Raw genomic sequence first — 22,823 nt, 5'->3', positions numbered from 1 at the left:
GCCTTTATGTAGATGCCATTTCAACCCACGAGGCCAAATCGTTAAGTCGGTAGCTGAATCTTCCGCCGTCTACCCGAGGGCGTAAACATGCGGCCCGTTGCCTTGCTGACGCAACGCCTTCAAATGCCCAGCCGAATATCCCAGCAGGATGGCGGCAGCTTTCTCATTGACCCGAAGGTCGCCAGAGATGACGAATCCCTGTTGCGTGGCGAAGAGATGGAGCCTGTTCGACGTCAGCCTGATTGCTTCGAGAAGGTCTTCATTCGAGCGGCTCGATTACCCCGACCTCCATACGCTTGGCGGAAGTGAGCAAGTAGCTCTGGCCGCAGGTGCGCAGGAGTGTTTGTGATGTCCTCCCGCATCTGTTCTCTGGCTACTTCTCCATCGCCGTAGTGATCACATGCCGCCATTGCCGCTGCCATGAGGCTCGAGGCAGTGCTGTGGGCCTCCAGCAGGAAATCGACGATCTCGGGCTTGTTCGCCTTGATCAACTCCAAAAGCTCGGTGTTTAGAAGCTGGGCCGGCTTAAGGGCAGAACTGTCACCATCCAGCCTCAGGGTCACGCCGGCTTCGCGGATGGTCCGGCAGATTTCAGCGGGACTCATACCCTCACCTCCTGATCGTCCGCGAAATCGTCCTGGCTGCCGAAGGTGCTCAGATCTTTCCGAAGGTACTCATAATTTTTTGTGAGCACCTTCGGATATTTTGAGCACCTTCGGGAAGGCTCCAGTACCAGCCGTCATTCATCCACCCTTCTTTCGGATCACCTGGAGCGCATCAGCGGCCCGGCGGACCGTTCCCCACGCGTGACCCGCCTCCTGAGCTTCCTTCTTGACCGTCGCCGTAGGAGTGAGGTTGACCAGCAGGTCGCGCAGGAAGGCTTCTGCCGAATCCTGAGCACTACCTGCACCGCCGGATTCAGCCTCGGCGTCCGCAAGCAGTTCTCGAGCGGTGCCCACGATGGGAGCGCCCCACGTAACTATCGAGGTCGGAACGCCAGGCTGAGCTTCCGTCTGCTCGACGTGATACTCAAAGCCTCCCGTGTCGGGACCGATGTTCGACTTGCTACGCACGAGAATTCTTTTGTCCTCTCCGTCGTCGCCCTTCACTTTCGCTGCGAGCAGAACTACACGAACGACTGCGGTGAAGGCGATCGATCCGGTTACGCGCTCCGTGGGATCCCGTCCCATCGTTCCCTTTGAAAGATGGGTGATCCCCACCACTGCTGCCTTCAAAGTAGACGCAAGGTCGACCAGGGGCTGCATCCCTCGGCGGACTTCACTGTTCTTGTGCGAGTCGCCTGCAATGGCGGAAACAATCGGGTCCACGATCAGCAGGCCGATATCTCCGATTGCCTTCACTGCGGCCTCAAGGTAGGGCATGTCACGAGCAGGATCGAACGGCACTACCTCGCCATTCACCCGAGCGCCTTGCACAAAATGAATCCGGTCAAGATTTGCGCCCATGCCCATGAGTCTCGGAACCAAGGTATCCGCGGCATCGTCCTCGCCGGACCAGATCACAACATCGCTGGGCGTGCAGCGCTTGCCGTCTGGCCAACGTCCGCCACTCGAAACAGTGGAAGCCATCGCAAGAGCGATAGTTGTCTTGCCCTGGCCTGGCGCGCCGGCGAGTAGATGGAGCTTGCCTCGGGCCAGCCAATCCTGCCAAAGCCAGGAGACCGGCATAACCTTGATGCTGGATGCGCGCTCCAGGACCACTCCATCGCCGGGAACCGCTTCAGCGGCGTCAATGATCGAGGCCACGGCGTTCATACGGACACCTCGATCGTTCCCGCTAGGCGGTGCAAGTCATTGAAGTCCGTGTCTTTATCGCCTCTGGTAAGCCCATCGAAATTGGGCTTTGCGAGCAACCCTCCAATCCGCCGGGCCGCCTCCGTCGCGTACGCCATCCCAGGGTTCCCGTCTGTTTTCCAGTCGTCATCCGCAGCGAGAACGATCGTCAGGCATGGATATTTGGCCCGTAGAGCCTCTGACACCGAAAGAAGATTCGCCGCATTGAACGCAACAGCGACCGGATGGGCTGCTTCGCTATGAATTGTTGCGGCCGTTGCATAGCCCTCAGCGATCACAATCTTCCCGGAAGGCCGACCGATCGAGTGATAGCAGCCCTTCACCCGTCCTCCTGGCAGGAAAAGCTTTCTGCCCTGCTCAGTTATCCCCTGGAGGCTCCACAACGCCCCAGCGGTGTCACGCATCGGAACGTACAGCACGTTCGAGAGCAATTCCGTCTCGCCAGATTCGGGGTCGAATTTCTCCCACGTTCCCACTCGCAATCCGTAGGAACAGACGCGTTTCGCGGTGAGGTATGGATGGCCAGTCGCTTGCACACCGCTTGCCCAAAGGTCTGCCGATCGCTTGGCGGCGATGGCTTGGCGCCGCTGGCACTCTTGATCTCGCAAACGCTGCGACGCGGCGGCCTGCTGCCGAAGCGCCTGGCGTTCGCTCGGCATCAATTCGTTGTCTTGCTTGATACACCAGCGCTGTTGAAACCCGTCGCGCCAGTTTCCAAACACGCCGGTCGGGACATTGTCCAGGTGGAGGACGTACCAACCGGCGTCGTCGCGCTTCTTGCCCGTCGGGCTGAAACGATGAAGTCGACCATCGCCGATGATGGTCTCCGGCGCCGTCATGCCGGATGCATCTATGGCGCAGCGGAACATGTCTAAAGCGTTCATCGCGCCTCCCATTCGGCGACGAGCCGTCCGTGAGTTGCCAAGTCACGAAAGCTGCTCCAACGAGGATTGTTCTTTTCAGAGGCACCGCTAAAATCAGGCATCCCGGCTTGATTTTGAAAGTCCCTTCGCGCTGCTAACGGCGCGAGGGGTTCTTTCCTCCCGCACTTGGTGTTCAAGAGTGCGTTCATTCCTGCTGCTCCTCTCGCACTTTTTCCAGGAGCCGGGCGAGTTCGAAGTAGTCGATCTGGGTAACGATCCAGGTCCGGCCGTCAATCCATCGCTCGATTTCATTGGTGAGCGTGAATTCCCTCGAGATCGCGAGCGCTTCGTTGGCCCGCTGTTCGGCCATGAGATGTAGGAATTTGCTGGTCACCCCATGGGACCAAGCTCACTGGGAATCTGGAGGCACTCATTCCGTCACCTCCAGCAGCTTCCTGATCTCGCTTACCGGCCAAGCCAAGCGTCCATAGACTCTCTTCGGCGTGATTGGGCCGGTTCCAAGACAGGCCCATTTCTGCAGCGTTTGCGCACGGCGGTTGAGGTAGTAGGCAGCCGTGGCCGTGTCCACAGTGGTCCTCGACTCGCTGCGGAGGCACGGCGGGAAATGACTGTCGAGGGGTTGTGCTTCGAAAGTCACTCGTTCACCCCCCGCGATTGCATCTCCATCCAGGAGCGAACATCGCCTACCTTCCAAGCCTTCACCCCTTTGGAAAGCTTGCAGGGCGCGGGAAAAGTGCCCGCACGAACTTTTCGATGAAGCGTCTTTGCGCTGAACGGGAGGGGAGCGGCCGAGTCAGGCTGCTTCGAGTTGCGAATCAGCTGGGCTTTGCGGACAAACGCACTATCGGGTAGAAGGTCGAAAGAAGAAGCTTGGGTCATGTCGTTCCGCCTCCTTAGCGGATGACCCTTACTGTCCCCTCATGGCCCGATTTGTCCTCGGAAGATTCCTTTGAAACCTAGCGCTCAATCTTCCGGCACCAGTTTTGGCGCCGCTTTCCTCACGTCGTCGGCGGTGCAATCCATGTCAGAAATGAGTTCGACGATATCGGCGATCAGCTGAGGGCCGACAGATAGTCGTTTGCCAAACGGGTTAGCGGCGTCAATCGCCTGTGAGACGACCGCGATGAAATAGGTTTTTTTGGCCGCTTTCGCACGCACTTTGGCGGGAAGAAGGTTTGAGTTTGGCGCTTGGTTGGATGCCATGTGCCTGATGTTTCGGACGGCCCAAATTGGCACCACGCCACATCCCTGCAGCCTCCTGCTTGCCAGCCATTGCATGCCGAAAGGAGCATCCTTCTGCATCCGGTCGGTCGGTGTCTCAAACCATTTGAAAACTGCCTCAGCTTGCTCTAGCTCCACAAATCGAAACCTGCTGAACTGACTGTCCATTTCATGGGTCGGCTCGAGTTGGCCTAAAAGCTCCTCAAGTTTTTCGCATGCGTCCGCGATCTTCTTCGAATGCGCTCTTCGCTCAGCCGTAGTGAACTTCGGTGCTTGGTGCCACGCCTGCAACGCCTCGACTAACTTGTTGGGCACGCCCGCCGGGCCAGGAGCGTACCCCCAAATTTCGCCGCTCTCTTGATCATTTTCTTTCAGAGCGGCCCAGAGCTTTTGAAACGGCACTGCATGAACGAAGTTCTTCAACAGCTTATGAACATCCTCGCGTGCCGTTTTCCAAGCACGCGCACTGCGGAACCCGGCCCATTCCGCCCGTTCTTCCATTTCTTCTTCGCTCACGTCGAGGCCGGCAAATTCCTCCTGCATCTGTTCCACCTCGACCAGCCACTCCTTCAAGAATGTATCGCGGCGAATCGTTGCCCTACGTTCTCGCCTAGACCTCAGATGCTCGCGAAGTAGTTTGGCGCGCTCGTCTCGACTCAAGGCTGGCCGGCCAGGGGCCGCAGATTCGTCAGCCGCCCCGCTACTCATGGGTCGGCTCCTTGGCAACGTCGATCTTCTTTCGTACCCACGTCGCGCCCCCAAGGCGCTTGAGCTTTTCGCGTTGCTCAATGCTCATCTTCACAGGAAAGGAAACCGTAGCCGATTGCGGATCTAGCGGCTTTCGGCCCTGCCCACGATCCGGTCCGCCGTGCTTAGAGTCGGAGTTTTTCATCTTGAAATCGTATATCCGAAAACAAAACTAGTCAACCTGGTTTTTTTGAACGATGCCAAGCAGTTGACGAAGCTCAGACGTACGCCATGCGAGGCGTCCGTTTATCCGCAGAGGGCGGAGGGACCAATACCGTCTTTCATGGCCCAAGAGCGTAGAGTTTGGGGTCGCCGATTCAGATAGAACGCGGCCGCAGCGGTGCTTACTGAAGGCGTCGTGACGATCTCAAGCGGGGGAAAGATTTCGGGTTGGGCAGACATGCGATTCATTCGTCGCCATTCAATGAGTTGGCCTGCCTTCACTGTCCCAGCGAAAGACTTGCCCTCAAAGCTTTCTTGGCTGGTCGAACATGCCGTCAAACCTTGGCGCTGCGGGGCAAGCGCTACTCGACCTGCTGTTGCCCCATTTGCCCTGACACGCCTGCGACTACACCGGTGTTTTGACGCCGCTGGAAATCCCCTTGAGAGCATGACGCTTGATGTACGAACCAGTCAGCGGTTTTCCTTCGCTTCCTACGATTCCGGATTTCCGAAACTCGTGCGCGATCTGGTCTGCGACCGCCGCTTGGGAGGGGTAAAGGTCGCGGTTCGCCTGCTCCAAAATAATCTCCTCGGCGCGATCACGAGCTTGACGCTTCCACGGGTTCTCAATGTCACCCGATGCACGTGCTCGTGCACGCGGTAGAACTGAAACTGTCCTTAGCTTCAGCCCTCCAAGGCTTGTCAGATAGCTCTTGAGGTCGGGGGCGGTAACGAGAAGGCCTTTCGTCGGAGCACGCCGATCGAACGGTTGAGCCGCAAGACTTTCGCGGCTGCGCACAATCAGCTGATTCGCCTCAGCAGCGTCGCTCAGCACTTCGCGCCATCCATTCACCGCCGTGATCAGGCCTTCATCTCCGAATTGCTGCGCCTGCGCAAGGCACGTAGCGAGCTCGTCGTAGGGGATGACTCCTGTGTCGACGATCCGCAGCCGCATGTTGGGAGAACGCGAAGCAGTAGAAGACGTTGCACCAAACTTCGGCGCCAGCGAGGACACAAGGTTCGCTCCGTCGTCAGCCTTTGGCGACCGACCACGTCGGTGGCCTCTCGATATGCAGAGAACGCGTCGATGATCGCCTCCGCAGCTCGGTGCTCGTGATCTTGAAACTGTGCGAGCACCAGCTCCTCAAAGCCGTCGGCAATCTCGCCGAAGTATTCAGAAAGTGATCTTCCAGCACCATCGACCATGAAGGCCGCCAGCTGCCCAGCGGTGAATGGGATGGGCAGCCCTGGACTGGCTGTTGTGGTTGCAGCCTCTTCCTCAGGCAACTCATCGCAAGGCCTCCACCCCCCGTTGACAACATGCGCAAGCGAGTGCTGGGTCGGCCACACGCCCCCATCTCTGAGCGTTAAAAAGTCTTTACAGCCAAGGATCAACCGCCGAGCTACGTGTTCGTCAAATGGCGACAAATCAACATCTGCATCAATCACTTTTCCCCCCCCTGTAAATTCTTTTGGTGGCCTCGGTCAAAAGCTAGTTCGTCGCCTGCAGCGTATTGGTCTTTGCAGTCGGCGTAAACACGATGCCAGCTTGCTCGAGGATCCATCCCTCGATCCGCTCATGGTGCACACGCAGCAGGTCCAAAGGACGCACCGTGTAGTGCTTCTCAGCGGTCGCAGACGGCTTGTGGCCCATGATCTGGGCGACTACGCCGGCCGGAATGTCCAGCCACTCCGTTAGGCTCTTGAAGCTTCTGCGCAAGCCGTGGAATGTCAGCCCTTCAATCCCAGCAGTAGAGCATGCGGAAACGTGGTGGCTACGCGGTTCACGGATGTGTCCAGCCTCACTGGCTTGCTGAACCTCGCCAGCCAAGAGCACTTCACCATTCAGTTCAGCGCGCCGTGCACGGCGCTGAATGTTCTTGCGGTCCATCTTCACGATGCGGGAACTGGCAAAAACCCACTCGTTCCGTCGAGGGAGCCCGAGCAGCAACTGGCTCACGTAGGGCGTCAACGGGATAACTCTCTCGCCTTCAACCTTGTCGCGGATCGTCAGCCCGCGCCACTTGGTGTTCACATCCTCCCACCGCATTTGCAGGACTTCGCCGGGCCTGGCACCTGTCAGCAACATGACTTGAATCGCGGCGGAAATGATGGGGTTGGAAATGCTGCGCACCGCGGAAAACCATCCAGGCAGTTGTTCTCGCAGGAGAGCGTCGTTCTTGACTTTCGGCTTTCCGAGCGCTTGGCGAGCCTTGCGAGTCGCCGCAATGTTGCCGGCTGGAACAAGATCTGCGTACTCCCGTTGCTCGGCACACCAGTTCAAGAAGACCTTCAACAGCCGCCATGCAAGTCGCGCACTGGTGGGACGGGTCTTGGCTTCGGTCGCCGCCCAGGCCTCGATAGTCGCCGCGTCGAGGGACCGCAGAGGCATCCCCATCATGCTGAACAGTGGCATGTCGATGGTGACCCCTCGACCATCCGTGCCACGCTTGATCACTTTGCCCCCCGGCCGCGCCAGTTTCACGTGATCACGAAAGTGCGCCTCGCCCCAGTGCGGACGCCTCGCTTGGATGTACGCCTCCCAGACATCACCGACTTTCGTAGCTGCTGCGATGGCATCCCGCTGAGCTAGTTCGGCCGCTGCGGCTTCTGTCGCACGCTTCCTTGCTCGTTCGGCCATCGCGTCTCGCTTCACCTCACGCGGATCTAAGCCCTCATCGATCTGACGCTGCAACTCGCGGGCCTTCACCTGCGCGTTTGGAATCGACCAGACCGCCGGGCTCCCGATGGTGATGCGAACGGTTTTTCCTTGATAGAGACCTTGGAAGACGTACGACGGCTTCCCGGTGGGGGTGCTTCGCAGGCCCAGCCCTGGGGTTGTCGCGTCCCATAGGAACGCCTGTTGCTTGTCCGGCGGACACTTGAACCCCGCAACACGGGGAGCCGTAAAGGCGACCTTTGCCATGCTCGCTGTAATGGTGGATGTAAGAGGATTACATCATGCAAGATCAATTCCGATCAATGCCGAAACCCACCACCAGCCAGAAAATCGATCGTAAGTTGTTGATTTATATGGACTCCATCAATATTAATCAACAACGATCAACACTCATATATGAGGAATCATAATCCACAGGTCCGCGGTTCGAGTCCGTGAAGAGCCACCACACAAAAGAGAAGCCCGCTGTCCATCGGACAGCGGGCTTTTCTTTGGTCCTGTCGCTGGCTTGCACCGGCGACTGGCCAGTACCTCAGTTCATATCGGGACTGCGCTTCGGCGCATCGTCGAGCACGGGCGCCTTGCGCTCGCTCGACCGAGCCCCGGGGTAGCGCGCGGCCCTCGACGCATGGGCCGCCAGCGCTTCATTGACCGCACGCGGCGACAGCAGCTGGACCTTGCCGCAGTTGCTGCACTGGTAGGCGCGAAGCCAGGGAAAGAAGCGCATCCAGGTGCTGCGCTTGACCCGGTTCAGGTGGGTCACGCTGCATTGACAGCAGGTAAAAACCGACATTGTGTTGATACCTGCGTATTAATGGTTAGCCCTTATTATTGCGCCCCCACGTGACAAATGTCACGCCGTGAATGCCGACCAGACGTAAAGTCTGTTTCGTGACGCTCGAGTCTCTTTTCGTGCGTCCAGTCTGCGCGGCAACTGCGCGCAGCAGCCTTGGAGACGTGAAATGCCCATGGACTTTCTTCGCCGCATCGAAGACGCTTCGTTCCCGCTGGTCATCGCGGATGAGAAAGACGTCCGCAGCGCAATCGTTCTGGAGGCCGCCGGGATGATCAAGGCGCAGCTGCCGAATCCGGAGCGGCCCGACGCCCGCCCGGCGGTGATCTTCGCCATCACGCCGCTGGGCCGACGACGCCTCAACGAGGACGCCGCCCCGCCTTGAGCGTGGTCCGCGCCGCTCACCAGGCCACCGTCCGCCCCCGGTAGTCCAGGTACTCCAGCCCGGGCCGGCCGCGCTTCGCGAGCATCACCTCCACCAGGCTCGGCACGCTCTGCCCGATCGTCAGCCGGCCCTCGGGCCCGCCGAGCTCGGTGCGCACCCAGCCGGGCGCCATCGCCAGCAGGGCACGCGGCGTTCCGGCCTGGCGCGCGGCGAAGCTGCGCAGCAACTGGTTCAGCGCCGCCTTGCTGCCGCGATAGACCTCGCGCTGGCCCGTCTCGTTGTCGGCGATGCTGCCCTGCCCCGACGACATGACGCCGATCAGGCCGTCCGGCGGGACGTTGCCCGCGAGGCTTTCCACCACCCGCATCGGGCTCAGCGCATTGGCGACCATGAGGTTCACGAAGTCCTCGGTCGACACCTCGCCGATGGTCTGGGTCGGATCGGGGTTGGTGGTGCCGGCATTGACGAACAGGATGTCGAACACGCGGCCCGCCAGCCGCTCGCGCAGGGCCTGGATCTGGCCGGGATGCGTGATGTCGAGCGACTCGATCTCGACGCGGCCGGGATGCGCGTCGGCCAGGTCGTGCAGCAGGGTGCGGGCCGTTCCGCGGACCGTGCCCATGACGTTCCAGTCTTTCGTGAGGAATTCGGCCGCGATGGCATGGCCGAGGCCACGCGAGGCGCCGACGACGAGGATGCTGTGGCGAGGATGGGACATGAGGCGTGCTCCTTGTTGGCTGCGATGTCACCCATTCTGGGAACGGGCTCCCGTTTGCACCAGACGCCTGGCCTGCAACCAACGATTGCGCCTGACGCCACATATCGTCGCTTCGGCCCTATGCTGGCGCCATGCCGCGCGTCGACCTCAATCTGCTGCCCGCCCTCGATGCCCTGCTGACGGAGGGCAGCGTGACCGGCGCGGCGCGGCGGCTCGAGCTCAGCGTGTCCGCCATGAGCCGCACGCTCACGCGCCTGCGCGAGGCCACGGGCGACCGGCTGTTGCTGCAGGCCGGCCGCGGCCTGGTGCTCACGCCCTACGCGATGCAACTGCGCGAACGCATCCCGGCACTCGCGCGCGAGGCGCAGGCCGCGCTGGCCCCGGCCGACCATGCGCTGCAGATCGCCACGCTCGACCAGTGCTTCACGCTGCGCGTCGGCGAGGGCTTCATCGACCTGCTCGCCGCGCCCCTGCTGGCACGCATCCGGCAGGCCGCGCCGCGGGTGCGGCTTCGCTTCGCGCCCAAGCCCGACTGGGACGCCCGGCCGCTGCGCGAGGGCGGAATCGACCTCGAGATCGGCACGGTGAAAACCACGGCGCCCGAACTGCGCACGCGCCGGCTGTTCCGCGACCGCTACGTGGGCGTGTGCCGCAGCGGCCATCCGCTGCTCGACGCGGCGGAGATCGCCGCCGAACGCTATGCGGCCTGCGGCCACGTGGTGGCCTCGCGCGCCGGCGAGATGGACCACCCGGTCGACGAAGCGCTGGCCTCGCTCGGTCTTGCGCGGCAGGTGGCGATGGTGGTGCCGGCCTACACCCACGCGATGCAGGTCGCGCGGCAGTCGGACCTGCTGGCCGTCATCCCGCACTCCTGCCTCGGCAATTCCTTCACGCCCGGCCATGCCGCGGCCCTGGGCCTGCGGCACTTCGAGCTGCCCGTGCCCACGCCGCCCTTCAACGTCTCGGCGATCTGGCATCCGCGGCTCGACCAGGATGCCTCGCATCGCTGGCTGCGCGGCGAGGTGCTGGCGTTGTGCGAAGCCGCCTATCCCTGAACGGGACGGGTCTCAGGCCGCCACGGCCTCGCGTGCCGGCGCGACCTTCGACGGCACCGGCATGTGCGCCGACCACTCGATGATCTCGAGCCGCCCGTCCGCATGCTCGGCCAGCGCCGTGAGGCTCTCGACCCAGTCGCCGTCGTTGCAGTAGAGGATGCCGTCGATGTCGCGCATCTCGGCATGGTGGATGTGGCCGCAGACCACGCCCTGCGCGCCGCGGTTGCGGGCCTCGCGCGCCACGGCGTTCTCGAAGTCGCCGACGTAGCTCACGGCGCGCTTGACCTTGCCCTTGAGGTACTTCGACAGCGACCAGTACGGCAGCCCCAGGCGCGCGCGCATCGAGTTGAGGTGGCGGTTGAGCTTGAGCGTGAACTCGTAGAGCGAGTCGCCCACGTAGGCCAGCCACTTGGCGCACTGGATCACGCCGTCGAACAGGTCGCCGTGGATGATCCAGAGCTTGCGGCCGTCGGCGGTCTCGTGGATCCATTCCTCGGCGACGTCGATGCCGCCGAAGTTGTGGTTCAGGTACTTGCGCGCGAACTCGTCGTGGTTGCCCGGGATGAAGATCACGCGCGTGCCCTTGCGGGCCTTGCGCAGCAGCTTCTGGATCACGTCGTTGTGCGCCTGCGGCCAGTACCAGTGCCGCTTGAGCTGCCAGCCGTCGATGATGTCGCCGACCAGGAACAGGGTCTCGCACTCGGTGTGCTTGAGGAAGTCCAGCAGCGCCCGGGCCTGGCAGCCTGGCGTTCCGAGGTGCAGGTCGGAGATCCACAACGTTCGAAACCGCTGCATCGGCCGCGAAACGTCATCGTCCTCCGCCTCGGGGGGCGGGCATCGGTGTCGCGCCATGCGCGCAGAAAAGCATCGTCGCGTTGCATGGAGCTATAGGTTGGCTGTCTTGCGTGACCTGGCCATGGCAAGTGCGTGACATCCCGATGACGTCCCCACGCGTGCGCGGCCCACAATCGCGCGATGCGTCCCGGCCAGATCATCGTCCTCGCGACCCCCGTCTTCTTCCTGCTGATCGCGATCGAGTTCGCGGTCGGCCGCGTGCGCGCGCGCCGCGGCACGGGGCAGGACACCTACCGCCTCGCCGACGCGGTCGAACAGCATCGGCCTGGGCATGCTGAGCCAGATCAGCGCGGTGCTCACCGGCCTCCTGCGCGTGGGCATCTACACCGCGGTGTACTCGGCCGTGGCGCTGTTCCCCGACACCGACTTCTGGACCACCTGGTACGGCTGGCTGCTGGCGCTGGTGTTCTACGACTTCTGCTACTACTGGCTGCACCGCATGGGCCACGAGTCGGCCGTGCTGTGGGCCGCGCACGTGGTGCACCACCAGAGCCAGCACTACAACCTCTCGACCGCGCTGCGCCAGACCTCGAGCGGCGCGCTGCTGGGCTGGATCTTCTATATGCCGATGGCGGCCGCGGGCGTGCCGCCGCTGGTGTTCGCCGTGGTCGCGCTGGTCGACCTGCTCTACCAGTTCTGGGTCCACACCGAGCAGGTCGGCAAGCTCGGCTGGTTCGACCGCTGGTTCTGCTCGCCCTCGAACCACCGGGTGCACCACGCGGTCAACGACCGCTACCTCGACCGCAACTACGGCGGCATCCTGATCGTGTGGGACCGGCTGTTCGGCAGCTTCAAGGAAGAGGACGAGCGCTGCGTCTACGGCACGCGCAGCCCGCTCGCGAGCTGGGACCCGCTGTGGGCCAACGCCGAGGTCTACTGGGGCCTGGCCAGGGATTCATGGCATGCGCGCAGCTGGGGCGACAAGCTGCGCGTGTGGCTCAAGCCGCCGGGCTGGCGGCCGGCCGACGTGGCGGCGCGCTTTCCGAAACCGGCCTTCGACATCGCGCAGGTGCGGCGCTACGAGCCCGAAGTGGGCCGCGGCGCGCAGTGGTTCGCGGGCGTGCAGTTCCTGCTGCTGCTCGCGGCCGTGGCGGTGTTCCTCTGGTTCTCCGACGGCTTGCCGCTCTCGCGCTCGGCCGTGTGGCTGGCCGCGCTCACCGCCGCGCTGTGGGCCATCGGCGGCGTGCTGCAGGGCCGACTCTCGATCGCCGAGGCCCTGCTGGTGGAAGCCGCGGCACTGGCGACCGCGAGCGCCGCGCTCGGCCTGCCCTGGCTGCACCACGCGACCAAGCCGCTGGCGCTCGCGATCGCGGTCTTCATCGCCGCGCGGCGCGCGCGCTGGCGCGGCCCGGCGGCATGACGCGCTTCGATGTGCTGCTGGTCGCGGGCCTCGTCGGCTCGCTCGCGGGCGACGTGCTGCTGATGGGCCCGGCCTCGCTGTTCGTGCCCGGCCTCGTGTGCTTCCTGCTCGCGCACCTGGCCTACATCGGCGTGTTCCGCATCGGCGTGGGCTTCTTCCCGCGGCCCGCGGCGCTGGCGGTCACGCTGGCGATCGGCGCGGCGATGTACGCCTTCCTGTGGCAGGGCGGGCTGCCGGTCGCGCTGCGCGTTCCGGTCGCGCTCTACGTGCTGGTGATCGCCTGCATGGCGGCCCAGGCGCTGGGCCGGGCCTTCGTGCTGCGCCACACAACGGCTGGATGGGGCGCGGGCTGGGTGGCGACCGGCGCCTGCTTCTTCATGCTGAGCGACGCGCTGCTCGCGACCAACCGCTTCGTGGCGCCGCTGCCGCTGGCGCAGCTGTGGGTGCTGGCGACCTACTACGTGGCGCAGACGCTGATCGTGAGGCACGCGCGGCCTTGACTCCTTCCGCCCTGGGGAAGGGGCAGGAACTTCAATCGTGGCAGCGCTGGATCTCGACCGTCGAGTGCCGGATCTCCTCGTGCATCGAGAAGCAGGCCCGCACCTGGTCGGCCGTGAGCGTGGCCGAATGGGTCACCACCGTCAGCGCGCAGGCATAGGCTTCGCGGCCCACGCGCCACACGTGCAGGTCGGCCACGCGCGTGAGCGAATCGGCCAGGCCGGTTTCGATGCCCTCGCGGATCTCCTCGGCCACCGGGTGGTCCATCTCGCGGTCGAGCAGCACCTTGCCGGTTTCCTTCAGCAGCCCCTTGGCCCAGACCGCGACCAGCACCGCGCCGACGATGCCCATCGCCGGGTCGAGCCAGGCCCAGCCGTAGAACCAGCCGCCCAGCAGCGCCGCGATCGCGAGCACCGAGGTCGCGGCATCGGCCACGACGTGGATGTAGGCCGAGCGCAGGTTCAGGTCGTGGCCATGCGCGCCGTGCGCGTGGTGATGGTCGTGGTCGTGGGCGTGCGCATGCCCGTGGTCGTGGCCAGGGTGGTGGTGCGCCCCGCCCAGCAGCCGCGCGCAGACCAGGTTGACCACCAGCCCCAGCACCGCCACCGAGATCGCCTCGGGATAGTGGATCGCCGACGGCGACCACAGCCGCTCGAGCGAACCCACCACCATCAGCGCCGCGATGCCCAGCAGCACCAGCGCGCTCGCGAAGCCGCCGAGCACCTCGATCTTCCAGGTGCCGAAGGCGAAGCGCGGGTCGCGCGCATAGCGCCGCGCGGCCGCATAGGCGAAGGCGCTGAGGCCGATGGCCAGCGCGTGCGAGCTCATGTGCCAGCCGTCGGCCAGCAGCGCCATCGAGTTGAACCACCAGCCGGCGCCGATCTCGAGCGCCATCATCGCGGCGGTGATCCACATCACGAGCCGCGTGCTGCGCTCGGCGCGTTCGTTGTCGCTGCCGAAGTGGTGCTCGTGCTGCCAGGCGCTCAGGTCATGGGTGTGCATGGCGAAAAGTCCTTCAGGTTCCGAACAGGTCCTGGCCCTCGGTGCGGCTCGATGGCGGCGCCACGCCGAGATGGCGGTAGGCCGCCAGCGTGGCGATGCGCCCGCGCGGCGTGCGCTGCAGGTAGCCCTGCTGGATCAGGTAGGGCTCGATCACGTCCTCGATGGTGTCGCGCTCCTCGCCGATGCTGGCCGCGACGTTGTCCAGTCCCACCGGGCCGCCGTCGAAGCGGTGCACCACGGCCTCGAGCAGCTTGCGGTCCATCAGGTCGAAGCCCTGCGGATCGACGTCGAGCATGGCCAGCGCCTTGTGCGCGATCTCCTCGGTGATGCGGCCGTCGCCCTTGACCTCGGCGTAGTCGCGCACGCGGCGCAGCAGCCGGTTGGCGATGCGCGGCGTGCCGCGCGAGCGGCGCGCGATCTCGAAGCCGCCGGTCTCGTCGGTCTCGACCTTGAGCAGGCCGGCGCTGCGGCGCACGATCAGCGCGAGTTCCTCGGGCGTGTAGAACTCCAGCCGCGCGACGATGCCGAAGCGGTCGCGCAGCGGATTGGTCAGCATGCCCGCGCGCGTGGTGGCGCCCACCAGCGTGAAGGGCTGCAGGTCGAGCTTGATGCTGCGCGCGGCCGGGCCCTCGCCGATCATGATGTCGATCTGGTAGTCCTCGAGCGCCGGGTAGAGGATTTCCTCGACGACCGGACTGAGCCGGTGGATCTCGTCGATGAACAGCACGTCGTTGGGCTCGAGGTTGGTCAGGAGCGCCGCCAGGTCCTTGGGCTTCTCGAGCACCGGGCCCGAGGTCTGGCGCAGGTTCACGCCGAGCTCGGCCGCGATGATGTGCGACAGCGTGGTCTTGCCCAGGCCCGGCGGGCCGAACAGCAGCACGTGGTCGAGCGCCTCGCGGCGCTTGCGCGCGGCGCCGATGAAGATCTCGAGCTGCTCGCGCACCTTGGCCTGGCCGACGTACTCGTCGAGCAGCTTGGGGCGCAGGGCCCGCTCGATCGCCTCCTCGTTGGGCGAGGCGGGCGCGGCGGACACCACGCGTTGCGGGGCGGGGGCGAAGTCGTCGGTCTGGATGGTCATGGGCGCGGGGGGTGCGGCGAGTTTAGTGGCTGCATCGCCGTTGCGGAGGGGCCGCGGCCCCGGCGCCACGAGGGCCTTTCGCGGCCATTAGCAAGCATTCGCGGGCTTTCGCAGGCGCGGCCTGCGCCTACGAGGCGCCTGCCATGCACTGGCAGAATGCGCCGACCAGAATGAAGAGGGGATCACGACAGTGTCGATCTACGAACTGAAGCCGCGTTTCCAGGCCCTGCTTCGGCCGCTCGTGGTCGCACTGCATGCCCGGGGCGTCACCGCCAACCAGGTCACGCTGAGCGCCTGCGCGGTCTCGGTGGCGCTCGGCCTGTGGCTCTACCTGGCCGCGACCTCGCTCGCGGCCTTCGCATTGATCCCGGCCTGGATGTTCCTGCGCATGGCCTTCAACGCCATCGACGGCATGCTGGCGCGCGAGCACCACCAGCAAAGCCGGCTCGGCGCCTTCCTCAACGAACTCACCGACGTGGTCTCCGATGCCGCGCTGTACCTGCCCTTCGTGCTGGTGCAGCCCTTCAGCCCGTTCTGGGTCGGCACCGTGATCGTGCTGGCCGGGCTCAGCGAATTCGCCGGCGCGCTCGGCCCCACGGTCGGTGCCTCGCGCCGCTACGATGGGCCGCTCGGCAAGAGCGACCGCGCCTTCGTGTTCGGCGCGCTCGGCCTCTACGTGGCGCTCGGCGGCCCGCTGCCTGGCTGGACCGCGCTGCTGATGCCGCTGCTGGCGCTGCTGGTGGCCTGGACCGTGGTCAACCGCGTGCGCCGCGCGCTCGCCGAAGGCGATGCCGCGGACAGCGCCACGCCAAAACAAACAACAGGGATTCAATGAACGACAACACCACCGACCTCGACACCGGCGCCTCGCCGTCCTCGCTCACGCAACGGCCGCTGGCCGAGCGCCAGTTCCGCACCCACGACGGCGAATCGCTGTTCTACCGCCACTGGCCGGCCACCGGCCCCGCGCGGCGCGGCGCCATCGTGCTGTTCCACCGCGGCCACGAGCACGGCGCGCGCATGGCGCACCTGGTCGACGAGCTCGACCTGCCCGACTTCGACGTCTTCGCCTGGGATGCACGCGGCCACGGCCGCTCGCCGGGCCAGCGCGGCTACAGCCCGAGCTTCGGCACCTCGGTGCGCGACGTGCAGACCTTCGTGCAGCACATCGTCGGCACGCACGGCGTGGCCGAGCACGACATCCACGTGATCGCGCAGAGCGTGGGCGCGGTGCTGGTCGCGACCTGGGCCCACGACTACGCGCCCAAGGTGCGCGGCCTCACGCTGGCCTCGCCGGCCTTCAAGGTCAAGCTCTACGTGCCGTTCGCGCGCCCGGGCCTGGCGCTGATGCACAAGCTGCGCGGCCTGTTCTTCGTCAACAGCTACGTCAAGGCCAAGTTCCTCACGCACGACCCCGAGCGCATCGCGAGCTACGAGAGCGATCCGCTGATCACGCGGCCGATCGCGGTCAACATCCTGCTGGGCCTGTACGAGGCGGCCGACCGCGTGGTGGCCGACGCGAACGCGATCACGCTGCCGGTGCAGCTCCTGATCTCGGGCGCCGACTGGGTGGTGCACCACAAGCCGCAGCACCAGTTCTTCGAACGGCTGGGCAGCGCGGTCAAGACCAAGACGGTGCTGCCGGGCTTCTTCCACGACACGCTCGGCGAGAAGGACCGCGCACCCGCCGTGCAGGCCATCCGCGAATTCGTGCTGCGCCTGTTCGACGAGGCACCGGCGCCGGTCGACCGCCGCGGCGCGCACCTCGAGGGCGAGACCGCCGAGGAATCGCGCGCGCTGGCCGCGCCGCTGCCGGCGCTGTCGCCGCGCGGCCTCTACTGGTCGCTCACGCGCGCCGGGCTGCGCTTCGGCGGCGGCCTGTCCGAGGGCGTGAAGCTGGGCCACGACACCGGCTTCGACTCGGGCAGCACGCTCGACTACGTCTACCGCAACGTCGCGCAGGGCAAGGGCGCCATGGGCCGCGCCATCGACCGCAACTACCTCGACGCCATCGGCTGGCGCGGCATCCGGCAGCGCAAGATCCACGTCGAGGAGCTGCTGCGCATCGCGATGGAGCGGCTGGCCGAGATGCACCGCGAGGTGCGGCTGATGGACATCGCGGCCGGCCATGGCCGCTACGTGCTCGACGCGGTGCTCGCGAGCCCGGTCAAGGCCAGCTCGATCCTGCTGCGCGACTACAGCGAGATCAACGTGCGCGACGGCCGTGCGCTGATCGCCGAGAAGGGCCTGGAGGACGTCGCCCAGTTCGTGCAGGCCGACGCCTTCGACCGCATGAGCCTCGCGAGCGTCACGCCGCGGCCCACGCTGGCGGTGGTGTCGGGGCTGTACGAGCTGTTCCCCGACAACGAGATGGTGCGGCGCTCGCTCGCGGGCGTGGGCGACGCGGTGGAGGACGGGGGCTACCTGGTCTACACCGGCCAGCCCTGGCATCCGCAGCTCGAGATGATCGCGCGCGCGCTCACCAGCCACCGCCAGGGCGAGGCCTGGGGTGATGCGCCGCCGCACGCAGGTCGAGATGGACCAGCTGGTGGAGGAGGCGGGCTTCCGCAAGATCGACCAGCGCAGCGACGAGTGGGGCATCTTCACCGTCTCGCTGGCCCGGCGCACCGAGCACTGAGCGACGCCATGCGCGCCTGGTTCGCGGCGAGACCCTGGAAGCGCGCCGCCGGCTGGCTGGCGGTGCTGGGCCCGCTGTTCTACCTGACCTACGGCCTCGCCAACTGGTGGGCCACCACGCGCGCGCAGGTGCCCTCGATGGCCTTCGCGTGGGAACGCCAGGTGCCGTTCTGGCCCTGGACCATCTTTCCCTACTGGACCATCAACGTCTTCTACGCGCTGTCGCCGTTCCTCGCGCGCGACCGCCACACGCTCGACCGCCACGGCGCGCGGCTGCTCAGCGCCACGCTGATCGCCTGCAGCTGCTTCGTGCTCTGGCCGCTGCACTTCAGCTTCGGCCAGCCCGCGGTCGAGGGCGCGCCGGCCTTCCTGTTCGCGGCGCTGCGCGGCTTCGACCAGCCCTACAACCAGGCGCCCTCGCTGCACATCGCACTGGCGGTGATCCTGTGGGACTGGTATCGGCAGTTCATCCGGCCGCGCTGGGCGCGCCTCGTGCTGCACCTGTGGGCCTTCGCGATCTGCGCCTCGGTGCTGACCACCTGGCAGCACCATTTCATCGACATCCCGACCGGCGCGCTGCTGGGCCTGGTCTGCATCTGGCTGTGGCCGCTGCAGCGCACGGTCTCGCTGCCGCGCGCCTGGCGGCTCGCGCGCGATCCGCGGCGCTGGAAGCTCACGGCCTGCTATGCACTGGGCGCGCTGGCCTGCCTCGCGCTCGCGCTGTGGGGCGGCGGCTGGGCGCTGTGGCTGGCCTGGCCCGCGGCCTCGCTGGCGCTGGTGGCGCTCAACTACGCGGGCTTCGGCGCGCGCGGCTTCCAGATGGACGGCCAGGGCCGCATGGGTTGGGCCGCGCGCTGGCTGTTCGCGCCCTACCGGCTCGGCGCGGCGCTCAACGCACGGCTGTGGACGCGCGGCCTGCCGCCCGCGGCCGAGGTGGTGCCCGGGCTCTGGCTCGGCCGCCTGCCCACGCCGGCCGAATGGCAGGCCGCGGGCCGGCCGCGGCTGGTGAGCCTCAGCGCCGAGCTGCAGGTGCCGCGCGATGCCGCCGGCGCGCGCTGCGTGCCGTTGCTCGACCTCGTGGTGCCGCCCTCGCAGCGGCTGCGGCGCGCGGCCGCGGTGATCGAGGGCCAGCGGCGCGCCGCGCGCGGCGGCCCGGTCTGGGTATGCTGCGCGCTCGGCTTCTCGCGCAGCGCGGCCGCGACCATCGCCTGGCTCGGCACGCACGGCGTGGCCAGCGCCGCCGACGGGCTGGCGACGGCCGAGGCCGCGGTGCGCCGCGCGCGGCCGCAGATCGTGCTGCGGCCGGCCTGGTTCGCCGCGCTCGCGCCGCTCGGCGCCCCCAGCGTCACCACCGGAGCAGCGCCCCATGAATGACACCGACCGCGCCACCTGCGCCGCGCTCGCCGGCCTGCTGCGCGCGGCCGGGGTGCTGGCCTTCTGGGGTTTCGCGCTCAGCGCGATCGCGGCACTCGTGCTCGCGCTCACCTTGCGCTCGCTGCCCACCACGCCGAGCATGGCCTTCGGTGCCGTCGCCATCCTCGGCGTGCTCGAGCGCTACTTCGCATTCCGGCTGCGGCTCGACCAGGCACTGTTCGAAGACCTCGCGCGCGGCGCCATCGCCTCGCTCGAAGCGCTCGACCAGGCGCTGGCGCGGCTCGGCCTGCGCGCCAGCGATGCTTCTTCCGCCGCGCGGCCGCTGGCCGACCGCACCCAGGGCACCCGCCAGCTGCTGCAGCGCCACGCCATCGTGGTCGCCTGCCAGAGCGCGATGTTCCTGCTCGCCCTCATGACACAGGACCTCACTTGAACGACGCCGCTCCTCCCCCAGAAGAAAAACAACCCGACAGCGGCATCGTGCGCCGCGCGCTCGCCGTGGTCGCGGGCAAGCTGATCATCGGCGCCGCGGGCCTTTTGACCGGCGTGCGCGCCATCTGGTCGGGCACCAGCCCCAAGGCCGAGCAGACGCTCTACTTCGCCAACCACACCAGCCATGGCGACTTCGTGCTGCTGTGGGCCACGCTGCCGCCCGATCTGCGCGCGCTCACGCGGCCGGTGGCGGGGCTCGACTACTGGATGGCCTCGAAGCTGCGCCAGTTCATCGGCGCCGACGTGTTCAACGCGCTGATGATCCGGCGCGACGGCTCGGGCCAGGGCGACAACCCGGTCGAGCAGATGAAGGCCGCGCTCGAGGCCGGCGACTCGCTGATCATGTTCCCCGAGGGCACGCGCAACACCGGCGACGAGATCCTGCTGCCGCTCAAGAGCGGGCTGTTCCACCTCGCGCGCGCCTGCCCCAACGTGCGGCTGGTGCCGGTGTGGATCGAAAACCTCAAGCGCGTGCTGCCCAAGGGCACGCTGGTGCCGATCCCGCTGGCCTGCACGGTGCGCTTCGGCACGCCGATCGTGCTGGCCGAGGGCGAGGACAAGCTGAGCTTCCTGGCGCGTGCGCGCAGCGCCATGCTCGACCTGCGGCCCGAATACGACCGCCTCGACGAGCAGCCGAAGCCGGCCTCCGGGAGCGCCGCATGATCGAGCTCTCGCCCTTCGCGCAGACCACCCTGCAGCTGTTCGGCGGCGTGCTCGGCGTGCTGCTGCTGGCCTCGGGCATCGGCGCCGTGCTCAAGTGGCGCGTGGCGCACGGCCAGCCGCATTCGGTGATCGACAACCTCAACGCGCGCGTCAATGCCTGGTGGGTGATGGTGGCGGCGATCGGCCTGGCCTTCGCGTTCGGCAAGGGCGGGGTGATCGTGCTGTTCTACCTGATCTCGTTCTACGCGCTGCGCGAGTTCATCAGCCTGGCCTACACCCGGCGCGGCGACCACCACGCGATCGCGGCCGCCTTCTACATCGGCCTGCCGGTGCAGTACTTTCTGGTCTGGATCGACTGGTACGGCCTCTATTCGATCTTCATCCCGGTCTATGCCTTCCTGGTGCTGCCGATCCTCGCGGCCGTGGGCGGCGACACGCAGCGCTTCCTCGAGCGCACCTCGAAGATCCAGTGGGGCCTGATGATCTGCGTGTTCTGCATCAGCCACGTGCCGGCGCTGCTCACCCTGCAGATCCCGGGCTTCGAGGGCCGCAACCTGCTGCTGATCGCCTTCCTCGTGATCGTGGTGCAGGGCAGCGACGTGCTGCAGTACATCTGGGGCAAGCTGTTCGGCAAGCGCAAGGTGGCGCCCGAGCTCTCGCCCTCGAAGACCTGGGAGGGCCTGATCGGCGGCATCGCGAGCGCCACCGCGCTGGGCGCCGCGCTGTCGTGGGCCACGCCCCTCAATGCGTGGCAGGCCGCGCTGATGTCGCTGACCATCTGCCTGATGGGCTTCTTCGGCGGCCTCGTGATGTCGGCCATCAAGCGCGACCGCGGCGTGAAGGACTGGGGCTCGATGATCGAGGGCCATGGCGGCATGCTCGACCGGCTCGACTCGGTGATCTTCGCGGCGCCGATCTTCTTCCACGCGCTGCGCTACTGGTGGGTGCCGTGACGGCGGCGAAGAAAGCGCCGGCGAAGAAGGCCGCCGCCGCGGCCGAACGCATCGTCGACGACACGCCCATCGAATGCGCCGACGCCGCCGCGCTCGCGCGCTGGTACGAGCGCCACCACGCGAGCCATGCCGGCGTTTGGCTGCGGCTCGCGAAGAAGGCCAGCGGCATCGCCTCGGTCGATACCGCGCAGGCGCTCGATCTCGCGCTGTGCCACGGCTGGATCGACGGCCAGCGCAAGAGCGAGAGCGACACGCATTTCCTGCAGCGCTACACGCCGCGCACCAAGCGCAGCACCTGGTCGCAGATCAACCGCGCCAAGGCACTGCAGCTGATCGAGGAAGGCCGCATGCAGCCAGGTGGCCTGGCCGAGGTCGAACGCGCCAAGGCCGACGGCCGCTGGGAGGCCGCCTACGAGGCCTCGCGCGTGGCGACCGTGCCGCCCGACCTGCGGGCCGCGCTCGACGCCAACAGGAAGGCCGCGACCTTCTTCGCCGCGCTCGATGCGCGCAACCGCTTCGCGGTGCTGTTCCGCACCCAGAGCGCGAAGAAGCCCGAGACGCGCGCGCGGCGCATCGCGCAGTTCGTCGAGATGCTCGCCAAGGGCGAGAAGATCCACCCCTGATTCAGGTGCCGGCCGCGATGCGCGCGAGCCGTTCGGCGTCGACGATGCGGATGCGCTTGTAGCGCATGTCGATCGCGCCCTCCTCCACCAGCCGCCCGAGCTCCTTGTTGACGGTCTGGCGCGACAGCCCGAGCATGGCCGCGAGGTCGGTCTGCGACAGCCGCACCAGCGGCGGCGCGCCGTCCTCGCCCTGGCCGTTGTAGAAGTGCACCAGGTTCATCAGCGCGGCCGCCACCCGGCCGTGGATCGAGTTGAGCATCTGGTTCTGAAGCAGCACGATGCTCAGCCGCTGGCGCTGCAGGCCGAGCTTGGCCACGTCGCGCCACAGCAGCGGCTCGGCATCGAGCACGGCCAGCACCGCGTCGCTCGGCAGGTGCACGATCACCGAGTCCTCGTGCGCGTGGTAGTCGTAGGCCAGCGGCACCTCCTCGAGCAGGCGCACCAGCGGCGCCACCTGTCCGGGGCCGAGCAGCGCGTTCACGTACTTGCGGCCGTTCGGGCTCATGCTGCTGATCTCGAGGCAGCCCGACACCACCACCAGCAGCTCGCGCCGATGGCGGTCGTGCGCCAGCACCTGCGTGCGGCGGCCGTAGCGCTCGAGCCGCGCCGACTTCATGAGCTCGGCGCGGCGCGCATCGGGCCAGCGCGAGAACAGCTCGTTCCAGCGCAGCGCGCGCTCGAGCAGCGCGGCGTTCTCCTCGGCCTCTCGTTCGTTGGTCTTGCGCGGTCGGGTCAGCGGGTTCTCCCTGCGGCGATGTTCGGGAATCTGTCAACGCATTGACAGATTCGGGGGGCGGTCGTTTCTATCGTAAGCACCGGACACCGACAA

Annotated in this window: 23 protein-coding genes and 2 pseudogenes; 10 read left to right on the top strand and 15 right to left on the bottom strand. The window is 66.3% G+C overall.

Annotated features, from left to right (window positions below; translation table 11 throughout):
• Positions 1 to 233: 233 nt before the first annotated feature.
• From ACHMXE_RS15385 to ACHMXE_RS15340, 10 genes are all read right to left on the bottom strand, one after another.
• Positions 234 to 605, bottom strand: coding sequence for a hypothetical protein (locus ACHMXE_RS15385; protein ID WP_395350050.1), 372 nt, complete (start codon positions 603 to 605; stop codon positions 234 to 236).
• Positions 606 to 743: 138 nt separating this feature from the next.
• Entirely contained in the window at positions 744 to 1,775 is a 1,032-nt protein-coding gene (locus ACHMXE_RS15380) for an AAA family ATPase (RefSeq protein WP_395350049.1), read from the bottom strand.
• On the bottom strand, positions 1,772 to 2,698 hold the full coding sequence (locus ACHMXE_RS15375) for a toprim domain-containing protein (protein WP_395350048.1): 927 nt from the start codon (positions 2,696 to 2,698) through the stop codon (positions 1,772 to 1,774). Before ACHMXE_RS15375 ends, ACHMXE_RS15380 begins: the two co-directional genes overlap by 4 nt.
• 184 nt (positions 2,699 to 2,882) lie before the next feature.
• Positions 2,883 to 3,047, bottom strand: a complete 165-nt coding sequence (locus ACHMXE_RS15370) for a hypothetical protein (protein WP_395350046.1) — start codon at positions 3,045 to 3,047, stop codon at positions 2,883 to 2,885.
• Positions 3,048 to 3,331: 284 nt separating this feature from the next.
• Positions 3,332 to 3,577, bottom strand: coding sequence for a helix-turn-helix transcriptional regulator (locus ACHMXE_RS15365; RefSeq protein WP_395350044.1), 246 nt, complete (start codon positions 3,575 to 3,577; stop codon positions 3,332 to 3,334).
• An 84-nt stretch (positions 3,578 to 3,661) separates the two neighbouring features.
• Positions 3,662 to 4,492 carry a hypothetical protein gene (locus ACHMXE_RS15360; RefSeq protein WP_395350042.1) on the bottom strand — a complete coding sequence of 277 codons (831 nt, stop codon included), beginning with the start codon at positions 4,490 to 4,492 and terminating at the stop codon, positions 3,662 to 3,664.
• A gap of 127 nt (positions 4,493 to 4,619) precedes the next feature.
• The gene (locus ACHMXE_RS15355) at positions 4,620 to 4,811 is read right to left on the bottom strand and encodes a hypothetical protein (RefSeq protein ID WP_395350040.1); all 192 of its coding nucleotides are present in this window, start codon (positions 4,809 to 4,811) and stop codon (positions 4,620 to 4,622) included.
• Positions 4,812 to 5,234: 423 nt separating this feature from the next.
• A complete protein-coding gene (locus ACHMXE_RS15350; protein WP_395350039.1) occupies positions 5,235 to 5,843 on the bottom strand; it encodes a hypothetical protein in 609 nt (202 codons plus the stop codon).
• Positions 5,844 to 6,320: 477 nt separating this feature from the next.
• Complete coding sequence (locus tag ACHMXE_RS15345; protein WP_395350038.1) at positions 6,321 to 7,754, bottom strand: tyrosine-type recombinase/integrase; 1,434 nt, start codon at positions 7,752 to 7,754, stop codon at positions 6,321 to 6,323.
• 286 nt (positions 7,755 to 8,040) lie between these two features.
• Positions 8,041 to 8,271 (bottom strand): hypothetical protein, encoded by a 231-nt coding sequence (locus tag ACHMXE_RS15340; RefSeq protein WP_209543767.1) that lies wholly within the window; start codon positions 8,269 to 8,271, stop codon positions 8,041 to 8,043.
• A gap of 205 nt (positions 8,272 to 8,476) precedes the next feature.
• Between ACHMXE_RS15340 and ACHMXE_RS15335 the strand changes: the two genes are divergently transcribed.
• Positions 8,477 to 8,686 carry a hypothetical protein gene (locus ACHMXE_RS15335; protein WP_281080921.1) on the top strand — a complete coding sequence of 70 codons (210 nt, stop codon included), beginning with the start codon at positions 8,477 to 8,479 and terminating at the stop codon, positions 8,684 to 8,686.
• A gap of 16 nt (positions 8,687 to 8,702) precedes the next feature.
• Here ACHMXE_RS15335 and ACHMXE_RS15330 read toward each other — a convergent pair whose 3' ends face one another.
• A complete protein-coding gene (locus ACHMXE_RS15330) occupies positions 8,703 to 9,404 on the bottom strand; it encodes an SDR family NAD(P)-dependent oxidoreductase (protein WP_395350037.1) in 702 nt (233 codons plus the stop codon).
• 131 nt (positions 9,405 to 9,535) lie between these two features.
• On the opposite strand from ACHMXE_RS15330, the gene ACHMXE_RS15325 reads away from it, so the two are divergent.
• On the top strand, positions 9,536 to 10,459 hold the full coding sequence (locus ACHMXE_RS15325; RefSeq protein ID WP_395350036.1) for a LysR family transcriptional regulator: 924 nt from the start codon (positions 9,536 to 9,538) through the stop codon (positions 10,457 to 10,459).
• 12 nt (positions 10,460 to 10,471) lie between these two features.
• Here the strand turns inward: ACHMXE_RS15325 and ACHMXE_RS15320 are convergent, their stop codons facing one another.
• A complete protein-coding gene (locus ACHMXE_RS15320; protein ID WP_395350035.1) occupies positions 10,472 to 11,254 on the bottom strand; it encodes a UDP-2,3-diacylglucosamine diphosphatase in 783 nt (260 codons plus the stop codon).
• Positions 11,255 to 11,434: 180 nt separating this feature from the next.
• Here ACHMXE_RS15320 and ACHMXE_RS15315 point away from each other — a divergent pair.
• A pseudogene (locus tag ACHMXE_RS15315) lies at positions 11,435 to 13,174 on the top strand (lysoplasmalogenase family protein).
• Between the two features lie 31 nt (positions 13,175 to 13,205).
• Here the strand turns inward: ACHMXE_RS15315 and dmeF are convergent.
• A complete protein-coding gene (dmeF, locus tag ACHMXE_RS15310; RefSeq protein WP_395350034.1) occupies positions 13,206 to 14,174 on the bottom strand; it encodes a CDF family Co(II)/Ni(II) efflux transporter DmeF in 969 nt (322 codons plus the stop codon).
• Positions 14,175 to 14,187: 13 nt separating this feature from the next.
• On the bottom strand, positions 14,188 to 15,252 hold the full coding sequence (gene ruvB / locus ACHMXE_RS15305) for a Holliday junction branch migration DNA helicase RuvB (RefSeq protein ID WP_395350033.1): 1,065 nt from the start codon (positions 15,250 to 15,252) through the stop codon (positions 14,188 to 14,190).
• Positions 15,253 to 15,442: 190 nt separating this feature from the next.
• Here ruvB and ACHMXE_RS15300 point away from each other — a divergent pair, with 190 nt between their 5' ends.
• The 7 genes and pseudogenes from ACHMXE_RS15300 (at position 15,443) to ACHMXE_RS15270 (ending at position 21,994) form a co-directional block, all read left to right on the top strand.
• Positions 15,443 to 16,087 carry a CDP-alcohol phosphatidyltransferase family protein gene (locus ACHMXE_RS15300; protein WP_395350031.1) on the top strand — a complete coding sequence of 215 codons (645 nt, stop codon included), beginning with the start codon at positions 15,443 to 15,445 and terminating at the stop codon, positions 16,085 to 16,087.
• Positions 16,084 to 17,890, top strand: a pseudogene (locus ACHMXE_RS15295) (bifunctional alpha/beta hydrolase/class I SAM-dependent methyltransferase). The gene ACHMXE_RS15300 and the pseudogene ACHMXE_RS15295 overlap by 4 nt, the downstream one beginning before the upstream one ends.
• An 8-nt stretch (positions 17,891 to 17,898) precedes the next feature.
• Positions 17,899 to 19,263, top strand: coding sequence for a phosphatase PAP2/dual specificity phosphatase family protein (locus ACHMXE_RS15290; protein WP_395350029.1), 1,365 nt, complete (start codon positions 17,899 to 17,901; stop codon positions 19,261 to 19,263).
• Entirely contained in the window at positions 19,256 to 19,696 is a 441-nt protein-coding gene (locus ACHMXE_RS15285; RefSeq protein WP_395350028.1) for a hypothetical protein, read from the top strand. The genes ACHMXE_RS15290 and ACHMXE_RS15285 overlap by 8 nt, the downstream gene beginning before the upstream one ends.
• A 44-nt stretch (positions 19,697 to 19,740) precedes the next feature.
• Positions 19,741 to 20,418, top strand: coding sequence for a 1-acyl-sn-glycerol-3-phosphate acyltransferase (locus tag ACHMXE_RS15280; RefSeq protein ID WP_177239447.1), 678 nt, complete (start codon positions 19,741 to 19,743; stop codon positions 20,416 to 20,418).
• Positions 20,415 to 21,371 carry a phosphatidate cytidylyltransferase gene (locus tag ACHMXE_RS15275; RefSeq protein ID WP_395350026.1) on the top strand — a complete coding sequence of 319 codons (957 nt, stop codon included), beginning with the start codon at positions 20,415 to 20,417 and terminating at the stop codon, positions 21,369 to 21,371. Before ACHMXE_RS15280 ends, ACHMXE_RS15275 begins: the two co-directional genes overlap by 4 nt.
• A complete protein-coding gene (locus ACHMXE_RS15270; protein ID WP_395350024.1) occupies positions 21,368 to 21,994 on the top strand; it encodes a YdeI family protein in 627 nt (208 codons plus the stop codon). The genes ACHMXE_RS15275 and ACHMXE_RS15270 overlap by 4 nt, the downstream gene beginning before the upstream one ends.
• Position 21,995: 1 nt before the next feature.
• Here the strand turns inward: ACHMXE_RS15270 and ACHMXE_RS15265 are convergent, their stop codons facing one another.
• Positions 21,996 to 22,610 carry a Crp/Fnr family transcriptional regulator gene (locus ACHMXE_RS15265; RefSeq protein WP_281080926.1) on the bottom strand — a complete coding sequence of 205 codons (615 nt, stop codon included), beginning with the start codon at positions 22,608 to 22,610 and terminating at the stop codon, positions 21,996 to 21,998.
• Between the last annotated feature and the right edge of the window lie 213 nt (positions 22,611 to 22,823).

Origin of the sequence: Variovorax sp. UC122_21, assembly GCF_044056785.1 — a bacterium.
GTDB lineage: Bacteria > Pseudomonadota > Gammaproteobacteria > Burkholderiales > Burkholderiaceae_C > Variovorax.
This window is presented reverse-complemented; position numbering and strand designations above follow the sequence as displayed.